Here is a 19,111-nt window from a genome sequence, read left to right as displayed (position 1 = left end):
TAGCAAGAATTTTTTTCGAACGTTCGGGATTTTGGCGAGAAAAATATTTAGTAGTTGCCTTTCTGCGTTAAAGTGTTACAATATATACATAAAAAACATATTCAGAATATTTTGCTTGCAAAGGAGAATTTTATGAATCCCGCTTTGAAGAAAAAACTTTACCATTATGCTATGGTGACCTTGGCCTGTGCAATTATGGGTATTGCGATGAATACCTTTTATATGCCTAATAAGATGCTCAGCGGCGGCATCGGCGGCGTTGCCGTACTTGCCTATTATGTTGCCGGCCTGCCGATGGGCGCTACCAGCTTAATCTGCAACGTGCCGCTGTTCTTTTTAGCCTATAAGTATATGGACCGTGAATATACTATCAGCGCGCTGTATGGTATTATTGCTTTTTCTGTATCTCTGGATTTCTTTCATTTCTTGTCAACCTATACTGTAGTGCATGACAAGCTGCTGGCCTGCATTGCCGGCGGTGTGCTTTACGGTATCGGTGCTGCGTGCATGTATCGTGTGGGCGGCTCCAGCGGCGGTACGGATATTATCGGCGCTATTATCCAGAAGAATTATTCTATCTCTATCAGTACGACAGGCTTTGCCTTCAACATCTGCCTGCTGCTCGCCAGCGTTTCCTTATTCGGCATCGAGCCGGTGTTGTATACCTTGCTTACCTTTTTTGTGATGACTAAAACCTGTAATGCGTTTACGACAGGCTTTGATTATAAAAAGAAGGTTATCATCATCAGCGAGCATCACGAGGAAATTGCGGAAGCGATTATTAAAATCGTCGGCCGCGGTGTTACCTATATCAGCGGCGAGGGCTGCTTTACGCATCGTCACCGCGAGCTGGTTTTTGTAGTCATCAAGCTGACGCAGCTGGCGAAGGTACGCTCCATTGTGCGTGAGATTGACCCCAGTGCCTTTATGATTATCAGTGATGTTAACGATGTCTTCGGCCGTGGCTTTACGCTTAAGCCGTCCGGTCCGAATTTCCCCAGACCTAAATTCCCGGAGAAGCATGAATAAGAATTTGCGTTGTTCCCCTGCCCGGTTGTGTGCAGGGGATTTTCTTTGTCTAAAATAACGAAAATATTTTTATTATAATACAGACATGTACGTTTAAAAGTGCTATAATAAAAACAAAGTTGACAGTAAAGGAGGAGAAGGCGTTGCAGCGTACCTATATCGCTATAGATTTGAAATCGTTTTATGCATCGGTAGAATGTCGCGAGCGCGGACTTGACCCTCTGGATACTAATCTGGTAGTGGCGGATGAACGGCGGACGGATAAAACCATTTGTCTGGCGGTGACGCCTTCGCTGAAAAGCTACGGTATTCCGGGGCGCGGGCGCTTGTTTGAGGTGAAGCAGCGTGTGCAGCAGATAAATGCCGCACGGCGTTTTGCTGCTCCAGGCAGGCAGCTTTGCGGTTCGTCGTGCTCCTATGCGCAGCTTCAGAGCGAGCCGCAGCTGGCACTTGATTTTATTATTGCGCCGCCGCGGATGGCCTATTATATGGAATACAGCACGCGAATTTACGAAATTTATCTGCGTTATGTGGCGCCGGAAGATATCATAGTTTATTCTGTGGACGAGGTATTTATGGACGTAACGCAGTATTATGAACTTTACGGCTTGTCGGCGCGGGAGCTGGCGATGCGTATTATTCTTGAGGTTTTACGCGAAACGGGTATTACCGCTACTGCAGGCATCGGCACTAATTTGTTTTTGGCGAAGGTGGCGATGGATGTGCGGGCGAAGCATATTGCGGCGGATGCCAACGGCGTGCGTATTGCGGAGCTGGACGAGCAGAGCTTTCGGCGTGAGCTGTGGCAGCACCGGCCGCTGACGGATTTCTGGCGCGTCGGCCGTGGCTACGCAAGTAAGCTGGAGGCCAGAGGCATATATACTATGGGTGATATAGCGCGCTGCTCGGTATATAATGAAGAGCTGCTGTACCGTCTTTTCGGAAAAAATGCGGAGCTTTTGATTGACCATGCCTGGGGCTGGGAGCCTTGTACGATTGCCGATGTGAAGGGCTACCGGCCGCAGGTCTGCAGCCTGAGCTCTGGGCAGGTGCTGCATCGTGCGTATGAATCGTCGGAGGCGCTTTTGGTGCTGCGCGAGATGGCGGATGCGTTGGCGCTGGAGCTGGTGAGCAAGGCGCTGGTGACCGACCAGATAGTGCTTACTGTGGGCTATGACATCGATAATTTGAAGCAGGGCAGCAGCTATCAGGGTGTGGTGAAGATTGACCGTTATGGGCGCAGGGTGCCGCAGCATGCGCATGGCAGCTGTAACCTGGGGTGTTTTTCTTCATCATCTAAATTGCTGGTACAGGCGGTAGCGGATTTGTACGAGCGTATTACGGACAGCAATCTTTTGGTGCGGCGGCTGACCTTAGCAGCGAATCATGTGCTTCCGGCGCAGGCGGCGGCAAAAAAGCAGGAACAGGAGCTGAGCTTGTTTGACTTTGGGAATGAGGCAGTGCAGCAGGCTGCAGGGCAGCGCGAAAACAGACTGCAGCAGGCACAGCTGGAGATTAAGCGGCGCTTTGGCAAGAATGCCGTGCTGAAGGGTATGAGTTTGCTTGACGGGGCAACAGCAAAGGAGCGCAACGAACAGATAGGAGGGCACAAGGCATGAGTGATAAGTATGAGGATATTATCAATTTGCCGCATCATGTATCAAAGCGGCATCGGCAGATGCCGCTGGCAGAGCGGGCGGCGCAGTTTGCGCCCTTCGCCGCGCTGGAGGGACATGCTGCCGCCGTAAGCAGTACGGCGCAGCGGGTGCGCCTGCAGGTTGAGGAGCGGGAGAAGGCAGAGAATATATATCAGCTATAACTGATAAAACCATGAAAAACAGGCAGAACGGTGAAAGCTTTTGCCATTTGTGAATTTTCTTCATTACTGTTATACTAGCAGTAAGAAATCTTAGTGAACGACAGCTATGGAGGTTAGTTTTATGGATAATAAAAAGCTCAAGGAGCTGGAGGCAAATTTATGGGAGGCGGCAGACGACCTGCGTGCCAATTCCAATTTGACGAGCAATGAGTATTGCATGCCTGTTTTGGGCCTCATTTTTTTACGTTACGCGGAAAGCCGTTATGAAATGGCCGAAAAGGAGATATTGAAGGAGCATCCTGTGCGCCCCGGCAGGGAGTTTAAAATTCGTCCGGAACATTTTCAGTCGAAAAGCGCTTTATTTTTGGAGAAGGAAGCACGCTACAGCTATTTGCTTAGCTTGCCTGAAAATGTCAAAACTGCTGGCTTGAAAGATAAAGACGGCAGGGAGATAGCTTCACTGGGGGAGGCGCTCGATAATGCGATGAGTCTTTTGGAGTCGCAGAGCAAGCAGCTGGAGGGCGTGCTGCCAAAGTCTTATTACAAATTTAAAGATGAATTGCTCAGTGCGCTTTTGCGCAACTTTGATAACGAGCTTTTGAATGACGTAGGCGGCGATGTTCTGGGACGTATTTATGAATATTTTCTGGGCAAGTTTGCCAAGGCGGTGGCGCAGGATGACGGCGTTTTCTTCACGCCGAAGTCGCTTGTGCGCCTGATTGTCAATATTATTGAGCCGGAGAAGGGCATTTTACTTGATCCTGCCTGCGGCAGCGGCGGCATGTTTGTGCAGACAGGCGATTTCGTCAATAACAAGGGCATGGAGGCCAATAAAAAAATGACCTTCTATGGTCAGGAAAAAACGGAGTTTAATGCGAAGCTGTGCGCAATGAATATGGCTGTGCATGGCTTAAACGGCAATATTGCCAGTGGCGAAGAGGCAAATACCTTTTATCACGATGTACACGAGCTGGCAGGCAAATGCGATTATGTAATGGCTAATCCGCCGTTTAACGTGGACAAGGTAAAGGCGGATGACGCACATAGCGCAGGCCGCCTGCCCTTCGGACTGCCGACAGTTAATAAAAAGAAGAAGGAGGTTGGCAACGCCAACTATTTATGGATTTCTTACTTTTACGCCTATCTTAATGAACACGGACGTGCGGGCTTTGTTATGGCGGCATCGGCTACGGACGGTAAAGAGGCAGAGATGCGCAGACAGCTTGTGGAGGAGGACGCTGTCGATGTTATGGTCAGCGTGGGCAACAACTTCTTCTATACGCTGTCTTTGCCCTGCTCGCTGTGGTTCTTTAATAAGGCTAAGACAGAGCAAACTGAAGATAAGGTGCTTTTTATCGACGCACGTAATTATTACACTGTTGTAGACCGCAATCTGAACGAATGGAGCGAGTGGCAGCTGCGCAACCTGACGGCGATTGTGTGGATGTACCGTGGGGAAAAAGATAAATATAAAGCTTTGCTTGCGGAGTATAAAACTGCGCTTATGGAATACGCTATACAGGCAGAAAGCCAAAAACTAGCACAGATTTTATCGGCAACTGATGATTTGCCGGCTTTAAAAGCTGAACTGGATGCTTTTGCGCAGAAAGTGCGCGATGAAGCAAAAAAAGCTGTTGAGGAGGCTAAACGTAACGAAAAGAAGCAAATGCGTGCTTATTACGACAGCGAGCTGGCTTTCATTGCGGAGATTACATCCGTCGTTGAAGCTTGGCAATGGCTCGTGGAAAAATTCGGCAGCGAGGGAGAATATCAGGACGTTGCAGGCCTGTGCAGAATTGCGGATAAGAGCGAAGTTGCCGAGAAGAATTATTCACTAACGCCGGGCGCTTATGTGGGCGTGGCTCCGGTGGCAGACGACGGCGTGGACTTTGGCGAGAGAATGCGCGAGATTCATGGCGAGCTTGTGAGCCTGCAAAAGGAGAGCAATGAGCTGATGGAGAGGATTGCGCAGGATTTGGAGGCTATGGGGTTATGAAGTGGGAGAAGAAAAAAATAGAAGATATATGTCTAAATATCACTTCTGGTGGAACTCCTAAGTCTACTAACGAAGCTTTTTATAATCCTCAAGAAATACCTTGGTTAAAAACAGGAGAAGTAAATTATTGCAGAATTTACGATACTGAAAAATACATTTCTAAAGAAGGGCTATACAATTCTAGTGCGAAAATTATACCAACAAATTCGGTAATAGTTGCAATGTATGGTCAAGGAGATACTGCTGGTAGAGTTGCAATTAATAAAATTCCTTTGACTACAAATCAAGCTTGCTGTAATTTGATTATAAATGATAAAGTTGCTGATTGTGAATTTGTGTATTATAAGTTATCTACATTGTATGAAAAGATGGTTTCGCTCAAAAATGGTGGAGCGCAACCAAATCTAAATGTTAAGATAATAAAAAGTATAGAAATTTCTCTTCCCCCTCTCCCCGTTCAACAACGCATCGCTTCCATCTTGTCCACCTACGACGACCTTATCGAAAACAATCAGAAGCAGATTAAGCTTTTGGAAGAAGCAGCGCAGAGATTGTACAAGGAGTGGTTTGTGGATTTGCACTTTCCTGGGCATGAGAACGTGAAGATTGTTGATGGCGTGCCTGAGGGATGGGAAAGTTGTAAGCTTCGTGATGTTGCAGAAATAAATGGACGAAACATTGATGAGAATTATCCATATGATAAAATAAATTATATTGACATTGCTTCCGTTAGAAATGGAAGAATTTTAGAAAAAGCAAATTATAATTTAGAAGAAGCGCCAGGAAGAGCCAAAAGAATTGTTCAAGATGGAGATGTGATTTGGGGAATGGTGCGCCCTAATTTAAGAGCGTATGCGATGGTGCTTAATCCTGACAAAAATGATGTGTTTTCACCTGGTTTTGCAGTTTTAACATCGAAGAAAGTACCTTTTTCGTTTTTATATTGTAACGTAACTACTGAAGAATTTGTGGGGTATTTAGTGAACTGTACGAATGGAGCAGCTTATCCAGCAGTCAAGCCTATACATTTCGAGGAATATAATGTATCTATTCCTCAAAATAATTTGTTAAATAAGTTTCATAATATAACAGAGCCTTACTTTAGAAAAATATATTACTTGAGCAAACAAATCTCTTCTTTACGCGAAGCACGCGACCGCCTGCTGCCCAAGCTCATGAGCGGCGAAATAGAGGTATAATAGAAAGCAGACGCGCTTGTGAAAGCTTGCGTCTGCTCTTGCAAATAGAAAATGTACGTGCTATACTAAAGATGAAAAAGGGCTCCGATAGACGGTTAACCCTAAAAAAGACTTACAAAAAATAGCTGCTTATCTTGTCAGGATTGGGGCGGCTATTTTTTTTCGTGAATTTGGCCTAATGCATAACCTATAGTAATGCCAATACCTAATGACGTCAGACATAAGCTGATGACAGAGATAAGATTATCTAAAGTTAACATGGGCCTCACCTCCCTCTTAGCTGAAGATTTCCAGCAAGTGGATCTTGAGTGCAGAGGGAAAACCGCCTACCGTTATGGAGCACCTTAAAAAATATTTTAGCATAGAAAGCATAAGCTTACAACGAACACGCTGTGAAATCAGCCTGCGTTGTAAGCTTTTCTGTTTTGCCTTGCTTGTTGTCGCCGGCCTTAATATGTAGTAAAATGAGCTTAAAGAAATTTATAAATATAATCTTCAACAGAAGCGGTGAGAATGATGATCAATGAGTATTGCGAAAATATTTTGATACAGCAGACAATGGCAGATTTTTTGCAGGAAAAATTGGGCTGGAAGGTGAGCTATGCTCATAATAAGGAAAAGCTGGGAGCGAATGGCACCTATGGCAGAGAATCGTATGAAGAGGTTATTCTGCCCAAGCAGTTCACTGCTGCCGTAAAAAAGCTCAATTCCTGGCTTACGGACGAGCAGCTCGGAGAAGTAAAAAAAGCCTTGGAAAGTCATCTTGCTTCTGCTTCCCTGATGACGATAAACGAAGAAAAACATACTCTGCTAAAAGACGGAGTTTTTGTCAGCTATGTTGACAAAAATGGTGAACGCAGACAGAGAAAGGCGCTGCTTATAGATTTTGATAAACCGGAAAATAATGACTTTTTAGCTGTGCAAGAGCTGAAAATTGCCAGTCCTCAGTTTGGCAGCCGCAGGACGGATATCGTCGGCTTCGTCAATGGCATTCCTCTTCTGTTCGTAGAGCTGAAAAAGCAGACGGTGGATATTGCCGACGCTTATAACGACAACTACCGCGATTATCTGCATAAAATTCCGCAGCTGTTTTATTACAATGCCTTTATCATTTTATCTAACGGACTTGATGCCAAAATCGGTACCTTGGGCAGCAAGTACGCCTTTTTTCACGAATGGAAACGCCTGCAGGAAAGCGAGCAGGGACGCGTAGATTTGGAAACTATGCTTCTAGGCGTGTGCAAGAAGGAAAATCTTATCGACCTTTTGGAAAACTTCATCGTGTATGACCACAGCAATGGACGTGTTGCCAAGATTATGGCACGCAACCACCAATATCTTGGTGTCAATCTTGCATTTGCCAAATATGCCAACAGGGATTTTTCCGGAGGCAGGCTGGGCGTGTTCTGGCATACGCAGGGTAGCGGCAAAAGCTATTCGATGCTGTTTCTGACGCAGAAAATAAAACGCAAATTGCCCGGCTCGCCAACCTTTGTCATGGTTACAGACCGGGAAGAGCTTAATAAGCAGCTTAGTGCGACCTTTGCCAACTGCGGTGCTTTGGGTGCGCAAAAAGCAAGCAGCTTTATTGCGTCCAGCGGCGAAGATTTAATCGATAAGCTCAAAAGCAACGGCAGCTATATTTTTACATTGATACATAAATTCAACAAGACTGATGCAGAACAGATTGTGCCTAATCATGAGCTTTTTATCATCTCTGACGAAGCACATCGCAGTCAGTACGGAGATTTGGCGGAGAATATGTGCCGTATGCTGCCTTCCGCTATCCGCATAGGCTTTACCGGCACACCTTTATTCACCAGTGATGCGATTACGCGCCGAACCTTTGGCGATTATATTTCTGTCTATGATTTTCAGCGGGCTGTTGATGATAAGGCTACGGTGCCTTTGTATTACGAAAACAGAGCCGATAAAATAAAAAATCTGCATAATCCTAAGATTACTGACGAGCTGTTGGAAGCGATTGCTAATGCAGACCTCGATGATAAGCAGAAAGAGAAGCTGGAGCATGACTTTGCCAAGGAATATCATCTGCTTACAGCGCAGGCACGTCTGGACATTATCGCAAGGGATTTTGTGAAGCATTACAGCTATATTTGGGAAACAGGCAAGGCCATGTTTGTCTGCCTGAATAAAATAACATGCGTGCGCATGTATGATCTGGTGCAGAAATATTGGCAGGAAGAGATTACGCAGCTTGAAGAAGCGATAAAACGTATACCTGACCAGCAGGATGCTCTTTATCTGCAAAGAAAGCTGGACTGGATGCAGCAGACTAAGATGGCTGTTGTCATCAGCCAGGAGCAGAATGAGGAAGAAAGGTTTGCCAAGTGGGGGCTGGACATTGCAACGCATCGCAGAAAAATGCTGCAGTGCGAGCTGGATAAGGAATACAAGGACAGTGAGAATCCCTTACGCATAGTATTTGTTTGCGCGATGTGGCTCACGGGATTTGATATACCGTCCTTGTCCTGCTTGTATCTGGATAAGCCTTTGAAGGCACATACGCTTATGCAGACTATTGCCCGTGCTAACCGTGTGGCCGAGGGTAAGACGAACGGCCTTATCATAGACTACGTTGGTATTATCAAGGCTTTGCGGAAGGCGTTGGCAGCCTACACTAACAGTGAAGGAAAAGGCGGCGTGGATCCGACTATAGACAAGGAGAAGCTCATTGCAAGGATTATGACTCTGGTGCAGGATACTAGAGGACTGCTGCTTGCAAACAAGATAAACTTAGATGAGCTGATAGCAGCGAACGGCTTTGCCAAAATTGCTATGCTTCAGGATATATCAGAAACGCTTTACAGCAGCATTGAGCTGAAAAAACGCTTTCAGCTGCAGGTTGGCGAGCTTATGCGTCTGTTGCGGTATCTTGACAGAGAGGAAATTACGGAGGATATCTGCAAGAACAAGGCTGCTTTGAGCGCGATAGAAGATATGCTGCATGAAAAACGGCGACATGTGGATACTACGGATATCATGGTTGCTGCGAACGAAATCATCAGCCGGCATTTGGAAATTGAACAGCAGGAGCAGGCTGTTGCTGCGGATAAGCTTTTTGATTTGAGCAAGATAGATTTTGCGGCTTTGGCAGCAGAATTTAAGCAGGTTAAGCATAAAAATACGTTGCTTAGAGATTTAGAAGGCGTTTTAGAGCAGCAGCTGGAGAAAATGTGCCTGACAAATCCTGCCCGTGTTGATTATTATAAGCGCTATAATGAAATCATTGATGCTTATAATAAGGAGCAGGACAGAGCAGAGATTGAGAAGCTGTTTAATGAGCTTATGAATTTAAGCAGAACTATGAGCGAGGAAGCTCAGCGCTATGTGCGCGAGAATTTTGATAATGATGAACAGCTGGCGCTTTATGACCTGCTTTTTTCTGATGAGCTGTCGAAGCAGGATATCAAGGAAGTAAAGCAGATGGTGAGAGAGCTTTATAAAAAAGTAACGCAAATGATTGCCGAATATGACCATTGGAAGGAAAAAGAAACGACATGTGCAGCAATAAAATTGGCAATAGGAGATACAATTTTGGAAGCTGCGCCGGATGTAATTTATGATAAGCAGGAAAGATATCAAAGACTTATCTATCAGTATTTCTATAACAATTATCAGTAATTGTCGAAACAATATATAAGTTATGCCAAAAGGATATATTCCCTTGATGATATTATGCTATAATAAATGGGAATAATTCGGGATAATTTTGCGGAAAAAATGGCTTGTTTCATCATTTTTGTAATAAAAGTAATTGACGCAAGTGTCAAAAATGTTATACTATATAAGGAATGAATAGTTTAGTGTTTTTCGTGTGCAAGGAATCAGGTTTCGGTGGAGAAAGAAATAAATGTTAAGTGCTTATGGTTTTCCCTTTCTGCTTGCCGCTCTGGTGAGCTATATATTGACCCCTTATATTAAAACATTAGCCTTTAAAATCGGCGCGATTGACAAGCCCGATAACCGCAAGGTGCATAAGAAGATTATGCCTCGTCTTGGCGGTCTGGCTATTTATATTGCCTTTATGATTGCCGCAGTGGCAAGCTTGGAAATGACGAAGGATATTGTCGGCATTCTGCTTGGCGGCAGCGTGATTGCCATCGTAGGCGTACTGGATGACAAATATCAGCTGCCGGCAAAGGTTAAGCTGCTGGGGCAGATTTTTGCTGCCTGCGTACTTGTGGCCTTTGATATCCGTATCGAATGGCTGAACAATCCCTTCGGCGGCTATTTTTATCTTAATGAATGGTTTATTTCCGTACCGCTGACAATTTTCTGGGTTATCAGCTTTACGAACGTTGTCAACCTGATTGACGGCCTTGACGGTCTGGCAGCAGGCGTATCTGCTATCGCTTCGATGACGGTCATTCTGGTTGCGGTTCAGATGGGTTATTACCATATAGCTGTAATGACTGCGGCTCTGGCCGGCGGCATTATCGGCTTTATCCGCTATAATTTTAATCCCGCTACTATTTTCATGGGCGATACAGGCAGTATGTTCATCGGCTATATGCTGGCAGCTATTTCGGTTTACGGCGCAGTCAAGACTGCTGCTACCGTAGCGCTGATTGTACCGGCGATTGCACTGGGCCTGCCGATTATGGATACAGCCTTTGCGATTATGCGCCGCTACAGCAACGGCCGCCCAATTTTCCAGCCCGATAAGGGCCATTTGCATCACCGCCTGTTGGCGATGGGCATGAACCAGAAGCAGGCAGTTTTGCTGATGTATGCTATTACAGCCGTGCTCGGTATCGCAGCCGTGCTGTGGGCAGAGTTCGACGGCTTCTACGCCGCACTTATTATAGCGGTTATTATTACGGCAGTTGCCGTTGGTGCTAAGAAAATCGGTATTCTGAACGACAGATAAGGGGGAGGAAGAACCGTGGAGAAGATAAAGTTAATGACAGTTTTCGGCACTCGTCCGGAAGCCATCAAAATGTGCCCGCTGGTGCTGGCAATGCGTAAATATCCCGAATATATCCAGCCGATTGTGGCAGTTACCGCACAGCATCGCGAGATGCTTGATCAGGTACTGGATTTGTTTGGCATTACGCCTGATTATGATTTGAATATTATGTCGGCAGGTCAAACCCTGTATGATGTTACTACCCGCGCGCTGATGGGCCTGAAATCCGTTATGGAGGAAGCAAAGCCCGATATGGTGCTGGTGCATGGTGACACCTCGACTACCTTTGCCGGTGCTCTGGCTGCCTTTTATGCGCAGATTCCCGTAGGCCATGTGGAAGCAGGCCTGCGTACCGGTAATAAATATTCTCCTTACCCGGAGGAAATGAACCGCAAGCTGACCGGTGCGATTGCCGATATGCATTTTGCGCCGACTTCTACCAGCAAGGCGAACCTGCTGAAGGAAAACATCTGCCCCGAGCAGATTCTGGTAACAGGCAACACTGTTATCGATGCTTTGCAGACTACGGTGAAGGAAGGCTACCGCTTTGAGGACGAAGAGTTCAACAAGGTGTTTGCCAGCGGTCATCGTCTGATTCTGATGACTACCCACCGCCGTGAAAACCTGGGCGAGCCTATGCGTCATGTTTACCGCGCTTTGAAGAGCGTACTGGAAGCACATTCCGATGTGGAAGCAATCTTCCCGGTACACAAAAACCCCAAGGTGCGTGAAATCGTCCGCGAGGAGCTGGGACATTTAGACAGAGTACATCTGATTGAGCCTATGGAATATGAACCGTTTGCCAATTTAATGGCTAAGGTTGATATCGTGCTCACCGACAGCGGCGGAATTCAGGAGGAGGCTCCTGCCTTAGGCAAGCCGGTTCTGGTTCTGCGTGATACCACCGAGCGTCCGGAGGCTGTTGAAGCAGGAACTGTTAAGCTCGTTGGCACAGCTTATGATGATGTGCTGCGCGAAACCAATCTGCTTTTGGATGATGCCGAGCATTATCGCTCCATGGCAGAGGCTGCCAATCCTTACGGTGACGGCAAGGCCTGTGAGCGTATTATCCATGCGATTTTAAGAAAAAATGGCTTTGACGTAGAAAATTTGCCGGAATTTGCGTCTAAGGCATAGACAGAAACTGTGAAAAATATTAAAATTAAAAGAGTAAATATGATTAATTTGTGAATTCGTGCTGTGGTGAAAATATCATGACTAACAAAACACCCGATAAGGAGCATATGCGGATGCTTGAAGCTTTGGCTACTGTGTCCTCTTTGGCGTTTATGGCCGTGATTGATTTTCTGCTGGCGTACTTCGGCGGCGACTGGCTCGACCGTCATCTGGAAACCGGCGACCATACGATGCGGGGCATCTGCATCGGTCTGGCAATAGTTTCACTTGTTATGACCTACTATAATCTGATTCAGAGGAGCGTCCTTTCGCGGGACACCGAACACAAGAAGGATGAAAAGTAACTTTGATTTGACGCCCATAGCGAGAAACGGCGCGAACGCCTTCGTAGCGCGCATCTGTATGTGTGCGCTGCTTGTAGCGGTGCCGCTCTGGTTATGGCAGCGCAGTGCCTTTGCCCACGGCGTGCTTTGCGGCGTGCTGGCCGGCACGATAGATCTGTCCATTCTGTTTTTAGGCATCAAAAAATCTCTGCCCTACGTAGAGGTGCCCAAGCAGGGACTGAAAATCATGAAGCGTTTCCGCTGGGCCCGACTGGCCGCTGCGGCCGCGTTTATTATTACGATGTTAAGGATGAAGCTTGCTGTGCATGGCGCATTCGGCGGGTTTCTTCTGATACATATATTCTTTATTTTAAATCTATTATTTATCGCGTACCAACATCAAAATGAGAGGGCGTGAAGAAAGGAGTGTGTAAAAATGGGAAATGCAGCAGCTGAAGGTGCAGAAAAATCCGGAGAGATTATCCATTACCTTACCCAATCTACCTTTTTAGGTGAAGTCAACATGCAAACCATGTACATGACCTGGGTAACCATGGCAATCGTCTTCGTACTGTTCCTTCTGGTTTGTAAGAACCCGAAAATGGTTCCTTCCGGACTGCAGAATGTAATGGAAATCATTCTTGATTTCTTAAATGGTCTGATGGAAGACAACCTGGGATCCAAAGGCCGTAAATTTATGGCACCGTTCATCGTTACCTTGTTTATGTTTATCCTGGTAGCAAACGAACTGGGCATTTTGCTTCCGCAGATTGGCGTTCACTGGACTTCACCTACCAATGACATTAATACCTGCTTTGCGCTTTCTTTGCTAATTGCGTTTAGCGCGTACTGCGTTGGTGTGGCGAAACAAGGTATCGGCCACTTTAAACATTTCATCAGCCCGAGTCCGGCATTCCTGCCGTTGCATCTTTTGGATGCAGTGACTAAACCGCTGACCATGGCTCTTCGTCTCTTTGGTAACATCCTGGCAGGCGAAATCCTGTTGATCGTACTGTATCAGCTGGCTCCGTGGGTAGTTCCTGAACTGTGGGTAATGTTCTCCCTGTTCATTGGCTTCGTTCAGGCTTTTATCTTTACCATTTTGTCTTTGGGCAGCTATGCACTGGCATTTGCTAGCCACGACGAACACTAAGCTTTTTAAGCAAAAAAAATTTAAAATCACAATTTCGAAAGGATGAAACAAATGTCTGAAAATGCAATCATTACTGCTGCATCTGTAATCGGTGCAGGCCTTGTTTGCTTGGGTGCTGCTGCTGGCGCTGGTATCGGTAACGGCAACATGTGCGGCAAATCTATTGAATCCATGGCTCGTCAACCGGAAGAAGCTGGTAAAATCTTTACCAACATGCTGGTTTGCGTAGGCTTGATCGAATCCATGCCTATTCTGTGCTATGTAATCGCTATCGTTCTGGTATTCGCTAACCCGTTCATTAAATAATTTAATTTTGCAAGATATTACAAAAAGGAGCGTGCTATAATTGGTTAACTTCAATGCAACACTTATCGCGCAGATCCTGAACTTTTTGGTTTTAGTTTTCGTTCTTGCAAAATTCGCTTACAAACCCGTATGCAACATTATGGAAGAGCGTAAGAACAAAATTGCAAGCGATCTGGAAGCTGCAGAAAAGGCTAAGACTGACGCAGAAGCAGTTAAAGCTGAATACGCTGCAAAGCTGGCTGAAGCTAAACAAGAAGCTCAAGCTATTGTTGATGCTGCCCGCAAAACTGCTCAGGCTGCTCATGACAAGATCATGGCAGACACCAAAGCTGAACAAGATCAGGTTATTGCAACTGCTAAAGAAGCAATCGCACTGGAACAGAAGAAAGCTATGGACGAAGTTCGTGCACAAGTTATCAACCTGTCCATGATTGCTGCTAGCAAGATCGTAGAACAAAAGTTAGGTTCTGAAGAAGACAAAAAAATGGCTAGCAAAATCGTTGATTCTATCATGAAATAATTTTGCTGCTTTCCCTATTAAGCCGGAAGTATGCCGCTGAAATGCGAAACAGCAGGCAAAACCCCGGTATTCGGAGGTGATTGGTACAATATGAAGACAGAAGAAAATATTGCTTTAATTAAGCAACAATTGTCCGACTTCAAAATCGATCTGGGCTCCATTAAAGAGCTGTTAGATGTAAACGTTACTACCGCCAAGAAATTGTCGGCTGACGAGTATCAATCCATTTCTGTAATCCTGACCGAGAAACTGGGCCGTGAGATTTTCCTGAACAAGAAAGTTGACCCGTCTATCCTCGGCGGCATCATCGTACAAGTTGGCGATAAGGTATTCGACGCTTCCGCACTGCGCAAGCTGAAGAAAATGGAAGTTGCTCTGAACGGCATCGACGTTCACGAGTACACCAAACCGGAAGCCCTGGGTGATGCTCTCAGCAACAAGCTGGAGAATTACAATGTGGATGCTGATCTGGAAGAAGTTGGTATCGTAGAAAAAATCGGTGACGGCATCGCAACCGTTATCGGTATGAAAAACGCTATGGCTGGCGAATTAGTTGAACTGCCCCACAACGTATCCGGCATGGTTCTGAACCTGAACCCGGACAGCGTTGGTATCGTACTGATGGGCGGCGAGACCAAAATTAAAGAAGGCGACGTAGTTCGCCGTACCGGCCGCATCATGGAGGTTCCTGTTGGTGAAAACCTGCTGGGCCGTGTAGTTAGCGCTATCGGTGACCCGATCGACGGCAAAGGCGAAATCGCTGCTGCTGAACGTCGTCCGGTTGAATCTCCTGCACATGGTATCGCAGATCGTAAATCCGTTGATACCCCGCTGCAAACCGGTATTAAATGTATCGACGCACTTGTTCCTATCGGACGTGGTCAGCGCGAACTTATCATCGGCGACCGTGGTACCGGTAAGACTGCAGTTGCAATCGACACCATTATCAACCAAAAAGGCCTGGGCGTTATCTGCATTTATGTAGCTATCGGCCAAAAGGCTTCTAACATTGCTCGTATTGTTCGTACTCTGGAACAACACGGCGCTATGGAATACACCATCATCGTTGCTGCTACTGCTGCTGACTCCGCTCCGCTGCAATACCTGGCTCCGTACGCTGGCGTAACCATGGCTGAATACTTCATGGATCAGGGCAAAGACGTTCTGTGCGTATACGACGACCTGTCTAAACACGCTGTTGCATACCGTGCAATGTCCCTGCTGCTCCGTCGTCCTCCAGGACGTGAAGCATACCCTGGCGACGTATTCTATTTGCATTCCCGTCTGCTGGAACGCGCTGCTAAGCTGAACGATGAACTGAAGGGCGGTTCCATCACCGCACTGCCGATCATCGAAACCCTGGCAGGTGACGTAGGCGGCTTCATTCCGACCAACGTAATTTCTATTACCGACGGTCAGATCTTCCTTGAATCCGAGCTGTTCTACTCCGGTATCCGTCCGGCTATCAACTCCGGTCTGTCTGTATCCCGTGTAGGTGGTGCTGCTCAGATTAAAGCTATGAAGCAGGTTGCAGGTACCTTACGTCTGGATCTGGCTCAGTTCCGCGAGCTGGCAGCATTTGCTCAGTTTGCTTCTGACCTCGATAAAGCTACCAAAGCACAGCTGGACCGTGGTCAACGTCTGACCGAGGTTCTGAAACAAGGCCAATACAGCCCGCTGTCTGTTGAAAAACAGGTTATGGCTATTTACCTTGGTACCAAAGGCTATCTGGATGACGTAGCAGTTAAAGATGTAACCCGCTGCGAAAAAGAATTCCTGGACTTCATGGAAGCTAACCATCCGGAAGTTGGCGGAGACATCATCAAAACCAAGAAAATCACTGATGAGAACGAAGAAGCTCTGAAGAAAGCTATCGCCGAGTTCAAGGATACCTTTGTTAGTGAAGGTAGGTGATTAACTAATGGCTACTGCACGCGAGATTCATCGCCACATGAAAAGCGTAGGTAACATTGGCAAGATCACGAAGGCTATGAAAATGGTTGCTGCTGCCCGCCTCAGAAGAGCGCAGGAAAGAGCTGCTGCAAGCCGTCCGTATGCCATCAAGATCAAAGAAGTGTTATCCAGCGTTGTGAGCGATCCGAGCATCCTTGCAGGCTTAAGTGCCAAAAAACACCCGCTGCTTCAACATCGTGATGTTAAAAAAGTTGGTTATCTGGTGCTCGCCTCTGATAAAGGTCTGGCAGGCGCATATAGTTCCAACGCTTTGAAAAAAGCAGTTGCGGAGATTTCCGAATGTGAGCATGACGTAGTCATTATCACCAGCGGCCGTAAGGCTAGAGATTTCTTCCAACGTCGCGGCTATAAAGTGCTGAGCAGCCACTTCGGCTACTCCGACAGACCGTCTTACGCAAATGCAGTAGAAATTGCTCAGGATGCAATCAAACAATTTGCTGACGAGCATTTCGACGAGCTGCATATTGTGTTTACACTTTTCAAAACCGCTTTGTCCCAAATTCCTACCAGCGATAAGATTCTGCCGGTAGAGCCTCCTGTAAAGGAGAAAGGCAAAGCTAGCGCAAGCTTTATTTTCGAGCCTGATGAAGACGAAACTCTGCAGGTACTTGCACCTAAGTATCTGGAAACTGTAGTTTACGCTGCACTGGTACAATCTGCTGCCAGTGAGTTGGGTTCTCGTATGACTGCTATGAGCTCTGCTACCGATAACGCAGGCAAGCTGGTACAAAACCTGGAGCTGTCTTATAACAAGGCACGTCAGGCATCCATTACCCGCGAGCTGAACGAAATCGTTGGCGGCGTAGAAGCTCTGAAACAGGCACAAAACTAATTAGATATTTCGTAGGGAGGCTAAAACCTTGAATACAGGTAGAATCGTACAAGTTGTAGGCCCTGTTATCGACGTAGAGTTTCCTCCTAAAAGCATGCCTGCTATCCTCAACGCACTGCACATTGACGGCACCACCGATGAGGGTAAAGTAAAAATCCACCTGACCGCAGAAGTTATGCAACATATCGGCAATAACATTGTCCGCGCTGTTGCTATGAGCTCCACCGACGGTCTGGTTCGTGGCATGGAAGTTGTAGATACCGGCGCTCCTATCAGCGTTCCGGTTGGTCCTGGTGTACTGGGCCGTATCTTCAACGTTTTAGGTGAAACTGTAGACCATGATGACACTCCGGTTGAAGCAGCTGATCACTGGCCTATTCATAGACCGGCTCCGAGCTTTGACCAACAGGCTACAGCTACTAAAATTTTGGAAACCGGCATTAAAGTCGTTGACCTTATCGCTCCGTATGCAATGGGCGGTAAAATCGGTCTGTTCGGCGGTGCTGGCGTAGGTAAAACCGTTATTATTATGGAGCTTATCCATAACATTGCTACTGCACACGGCGGCTATTCCGTATTCGCAGGCGTTGGCGAACGTACTCGTGAAGGCAACGATCTGTGGGGCGAAATGAAAGAGTCTGGCGTTATCAACAAGACTGCTCTTGTATACGGCCAGATGAACGAGCCTCCTGGAGCACGTATGCGTGTTGGTCTGACCGGCCTGACCATGGCAGAATACTTCCGTGATGTTGGCGGCCAGGACGTACTGCTCTTTATCGATAACATTTTCCGTTTCATTCAGGCTGGTTCCGAAGTATCCGCATTGCTCGGCCGTATGCCTTCCGCAGTAGGTTACCAACCTACCCTGGCAAACGATATCGGCGCACTGCAAGAGCGTATTACCTCCACCAAGACCGGTTCTATCACATCCGTACAGGCTGTATATGTACCTGCGGATGACTTGACTGACCCGGCTCCGGCAGGCACCTTCGCTCACTTGGATGCAACCACCGTATTGTCTCGTCAAATCGCAGAGCTTGGTATTTATCCGGCAGTTGACCCGCTCGACTCCACCAGCCGTATCCTCGATCCGCTGGTAATCGGCGAAGAGCATTATCATGTTGCTCGTGGCGTACAGGCTATCCTGCAACGTTACAAAGAATTGCAAGATATCATCGCAATTCTGGGTATGGAAGAATTGAGCGAGGAAGACAAAGTAACTGTTGCTCGTGCTCGTAAGATTCAGAAGTTCCTCAGCCAGGCATTCTTCGTTGCTGAACAGTTCACCGGTACCCCCGGTCAATATGTTCCTCTGAAGGAAACCATCCGCGGCTTCAAAGAAATCCTCGAAGGCAAGCATGATGACCTGCCGGAAGGTGCTTTCTACATGGTTGGTACCATTGATGACGCTGTTGCCAAGGCTGCAACTATGAAGGATTAATAGATGGCTACTCCGTTTTCTTTTGAAATTGTCACGCCGGATAAGATGCTGTTCGCTTCTGAAGAAGTAACTTATGTGGGTTTCCGTGCTTTGTCCGGTAATCTGGGCCTCAAAGCTAGACATATGCCTATCATTGCGACCATGGATATTGCGCCGATGAAGCTGGAGTTCACCGACGGCAGCGTTAAAGAATTTGCTGTTTGCGGCGGCTTTCTGGAAATGAAAGACAATAAATGCACCGTTTTGGCAACTATTGCCGAAGCTGATGCAGATATTGATACCGCTCGTGCAACTGCAGCAAAAGAACGTGCAGAGCAACGTCTTGCTTCCAAGAGCGAAGACATTGATACTGTTCGTGCCGAAAACGCGCTGAAGAGAGCTGTTGCCCGCTTGCGTACTACTCACAAGCTGTAATAAGCATTGCGACAATGCCAAAAAAATTACCCCCG

The 19,111-nt window shown here is 46.8% G+C and carries 17 protein-coding genes; all 17 read left to right on the top strand.

Translation table 11 applies throughout. From position 1 onward, the window contains the following. The first annotated feature begins 132 nt into the window (after positions 1 to 132). On the top strand, positions 133 to 1,029 hold the full coding sequence (locus tag KAH19_RS03100) for a YitT family protein (RefSeq protein ID WP_246869414.1): 897 nt from the start codon (positions 133 to 135) through the stop codon (positions 1,027 to 1,029). Positions 1,030 to 1,172: 143 nt separating this feature from the next. Next, entirely contained in the window at positions 1,173 to 2,648 is a 1,476-nt protein-coding gene (locus KAH19_RS03095) for a DNA methylase (protein ID WP_210685058.1), read from the top strand. Beyond that, on the top strand, positions 2,645 to 2,848 hold the full coding sequence (locus KAH19_RS03090) for a hypothetical protein (RefSeq protein WP_210685057.1): 204 nt from the start codon (positions 2,645 to 2,647) through the stop codon (positions 2,846 to 2,848). The genes KAH19_RS03095 and KAH19_RS03090 overlap by 4 nt, the downstream gene beginning before the upstream one ends. A gap of 121 nt (positions 2,849 to 2,969) precedes the next feature. Further along, positions 2,970 to 4,844 carry a class I SAM-dependent DNA methyltransferase gene (locus KAH19_RS03085; protein WP_210685056.1) on the top strand — a complete coding sequence of 625 codons (1,875 nt, stop codon included), beginning with the start codon at positions 2,970 to 2,972 and terminating at the stop codon, positions 4,842 to 4,844. Next, positions 4,841 to 6,043, top strand: a complete 1,203-nt coding sequence (locus tag KAH19_RS03080; RefSeq protein ID WP_210685055.1) for a restriction endonuclease subunit S — start codon at positions 4,841 to 4,843, stop codon at positions 6,041 to 6,043. Before KAH19_RS03085 ends, KAH19_RS03080 begins: the two co-directional genes overlap by 4 nt. 516 nt (positions 6,044 to 6,559) lie before the next feature. After that, on the top strand, positions 6,560 to 9,688 hold the full coding sequence (locus KAH19_RS03075; RefSeq protein WP_371816694.1) for a type I restriction endonuclease subunit R: 3,129 nt from the start codon (positions 6,560 to 6,562) through the stop codon (positions 9,686 to 9,688). 229 nt (positions 9,689 to 9,917) lie between these two features. Beyond that, positions 9,918 to 10,937 (top strand): glycosyltransferase family 4 protein, encoded by a 1,020-nt coding sequence (locus KAH19_RS03070; protein ID WP_210685053.1) that lies wholly within the window; start codon positions 9,918 to 9,920, stop codon positions 10,935 to 10,937. A gap of 15 nt (positions 10,938 to 10,952) precedes the next feature. Then, positions 10,953 to 12,113, top strand: coding sequence for a non-hydrolyzing UDP-N-acetylglucosamine 2-epimerase (gene wecB, locus KAH19_RS03065; protein WP_366939724.1), 1,161 nt, complete (start codon positions 10,953 to 10,955; stop codon positions 12,111 to 12,113). 77 nt (positions 12,114 to 12,190) lie between these two features. Then, entirely contained in the window at positions 12,191 to 12,457 is a 267-nt protein-coding gene (locus tag KAH19_RS03060) for a hypothetical protein (RefSeq protein WP_210685052.1), read from the top strand. Further along, positions 12,447 to 12,854 (top strand): hypothetical protein, encoded by a 408-nt coding sequence (locus KAH19_RS03055; RefSeq protein WP_021719238.1) that lies wholly within the window; start codon positions 12,447 to 12,449, stop codon positions 12,852 to 12,854. Before KAH19_RS03060 ends, KAH19_RS03055 begins: the two co-directional genes overlap by 11 nt. Positions 12,855 to 12,872: 18 nt before the next feature. Continuing rightward, positions 12,873 to 13,589, top strand: a complete 717-nt coding sequence (gene atpB / locus KAH19_RS03050) for a F0F1 ATP synthase subunit A (protein ID WP_210685051.1) — start codon at positions 12,873 to 12,875, stop codon at positions 13,587 to 13,589. Positions 13,590 to 13,631: 42 nt separating this feature from the next. Further along, positions 13,632 to 13,895, top strand: a complete 264-nt coding sequence (gene atpE, locus KAH19_RS03045; RefSeq protein ID WP_363186368.1) for a F0F1 ATP synthase subunit C — start codon at positions 13,632 to 13,634, stop codon at positions 13,893 to 13,895. Positions 13,896 to 13,935: 40 nt separating this feature from the next. Then, a complete protein-coding gene (gene atpF / locus KAH19_RS03040) occupies positions 13,936 to 14,415 on the top strand; it encodes a F0F1 ATP synthase subunit B (protein ID WP_021719235.1) in 480 nt (159 codons plus the stop codon). A 90-nt stretch (positions 14,416 to 14,505) separates the two neighbouring features. After that, positions 14,506 to 16,329: a F0F1 ATP synthase subunit alpha gene (gene atpA, locus KAH19_RS03035; RefSeq protein ID WP_021719234.1), complete on the top strand. Its 1,824-nt coding sequence runs from the start codon at positions 14,506 to 14,508 to the stop codon at positions 16,327 to 16,329. Between the two features lie 7 nt (positions 16,330 to 16,336). Then, entirely contained in the window at positions 16,337 to 17,221 is an 885-nt protein-coding gene (gene atpG, locus KAH19_RS03030) for an ATP synthase F1 subunit gamma (protein WP_021719233.1), read from the top strand. 28 nt (positions 17,222 to 17,249) lie between these two features. Beyond that, positions 17,250 to 18,662, top strand: a complete 1,413-nt coding sequence (atpD, locus tag KAH19_RS03025) for a F0F1 ATP synthase subunit beta (RefSeq protein WP_021719232.1) — start codon at positions 17,250 to 17,252, stop codon at positions 18,660 to 18,662. A 3-nt stretch (positions 18,663 to 18,665) separates the two neighbouring features. Further along, positions 18,666 to 19,076 carry an ATP synthase F1 subunit epsilon gene (atpC, locus tag KAH19_RS03020; RefSeq protein ID WP_210685050.1) on the top strand — a complete coding sequence of 137 codons (411 nt, stop codon included), beginning with the start codon at positions 18,666 to 18,668 and terminating at the stop codon, positions 19,074 to 19,076. The last annotated feature ends 35 nt before the right edge of the window (positions 19,077 to 19,111 follow it).

Source organism: Phascolarctobacterium sp. Marseille-Q4147, assembly GCF_017968825.1.
Classification (GTDB): Bacteria; Bacillota; Negativicutes; order Acidaminococcales; family Acidaminococcaceae; genus Phascolarctobacterium_A.
This window is presented reverse-complemented; position numbering and strand designations above follow the sequence as displayed.

What these genes read in the sequence shown, in the direction of transcription:
- KAH19_RS03100 (WP_246869414.1), top strand. Translation starts at nt 133, where the DNA reads ATGAATCCCGCTTTGAAGAAAAAACTTTACCATTATGCTATGGTGACC.
- KAH19_RS03090 (WP_210685057.1), top strand. Translation starts at nt 2,645, where the DNA reads ATGAGTGATAAGTATGAGGATATTATCAATTTGCCGCATCATGTATCA.
- KAH19_RS03085 (WP_210685056.1), top strand. Translation starts at nt 2,970, where the DNA reads ATGGATAATAAAAAGCTCAAGGAGCTGGAGGCAAATTTATGGGAGGCG.
- KAH19_RS03080 (WP_210685055.1), top strand. Translation starts at nt 4,841, where the DNA reads ATGAAGTGGGAGAAGAAAAAAATAGAAGATATATGTCTAAATATCACT.
- KAH19_RS03075 (WP_371816694.1), top strand. Translation starts at nt 6,560, where the DNA reads ATGATCAATGAGTATTGCGAAAATATTTTGATACAGCAGACAATGGCA.
- KAH19_RS03070 (WP_210685053.1), top strand. Translation starts at nt 9,918, where the DNA reads ATGTTAAGTGCTTATGGTTTTCCCTTTCTGCTTGCCGCTCTGGTGAGC.
- KAH19_RS03060 (WP_210685052.1), top strand. Translation starts at nt 12,191, where the DNA reads ATGACTAACAAAACACCCGATAAGGAGCATATGCGGATGCTTGAAGCT.
- KAH19_RS03055 (WP_021719238.1), top strand. Translation starts at nt 12,447, where the DNA reads ATGAAAAGTAACTTTGATTTGACGCCCATAGCGAGAAACGGCGCGAAC.
- atpB (WP_210685051.1), top strand. Translation starts at nt 12,873, where the DNA reads ATGGGAAATGCAGCAGCTGAAGGTGCAGAAAAATCCGGAGAGATTATC.
- atpE (WP_363186368.1), top strand. Translation starts at nt 13,632, where the DNA reads ATGAAACAAATGTCTGAAAATGCAATCATTACTGCTGCATCTGTAATC.
- atpA (WP_021719234.1), top strand. Translation starts at nt 14,506, where the DNA reads ATGAAGACAGAAGAAAATATTGCTTTAATTAAGCAACAATTGTCCGAC.
- atpG (WP_021719233.1), top strand. Translation starts at nt 16,337, where the DNA reads ATGGCTACTGCACGCGAGATTCATCGCCACATGAAAAGCGTAGGTAAC.
- atpC (WP_210685050.1), top strand. Translation starts at nt 18,666, where the DNA reads ATGGCTACTCCGTTTTCTTTTGAAATTGTCACGCCGGATAAGATGCTG.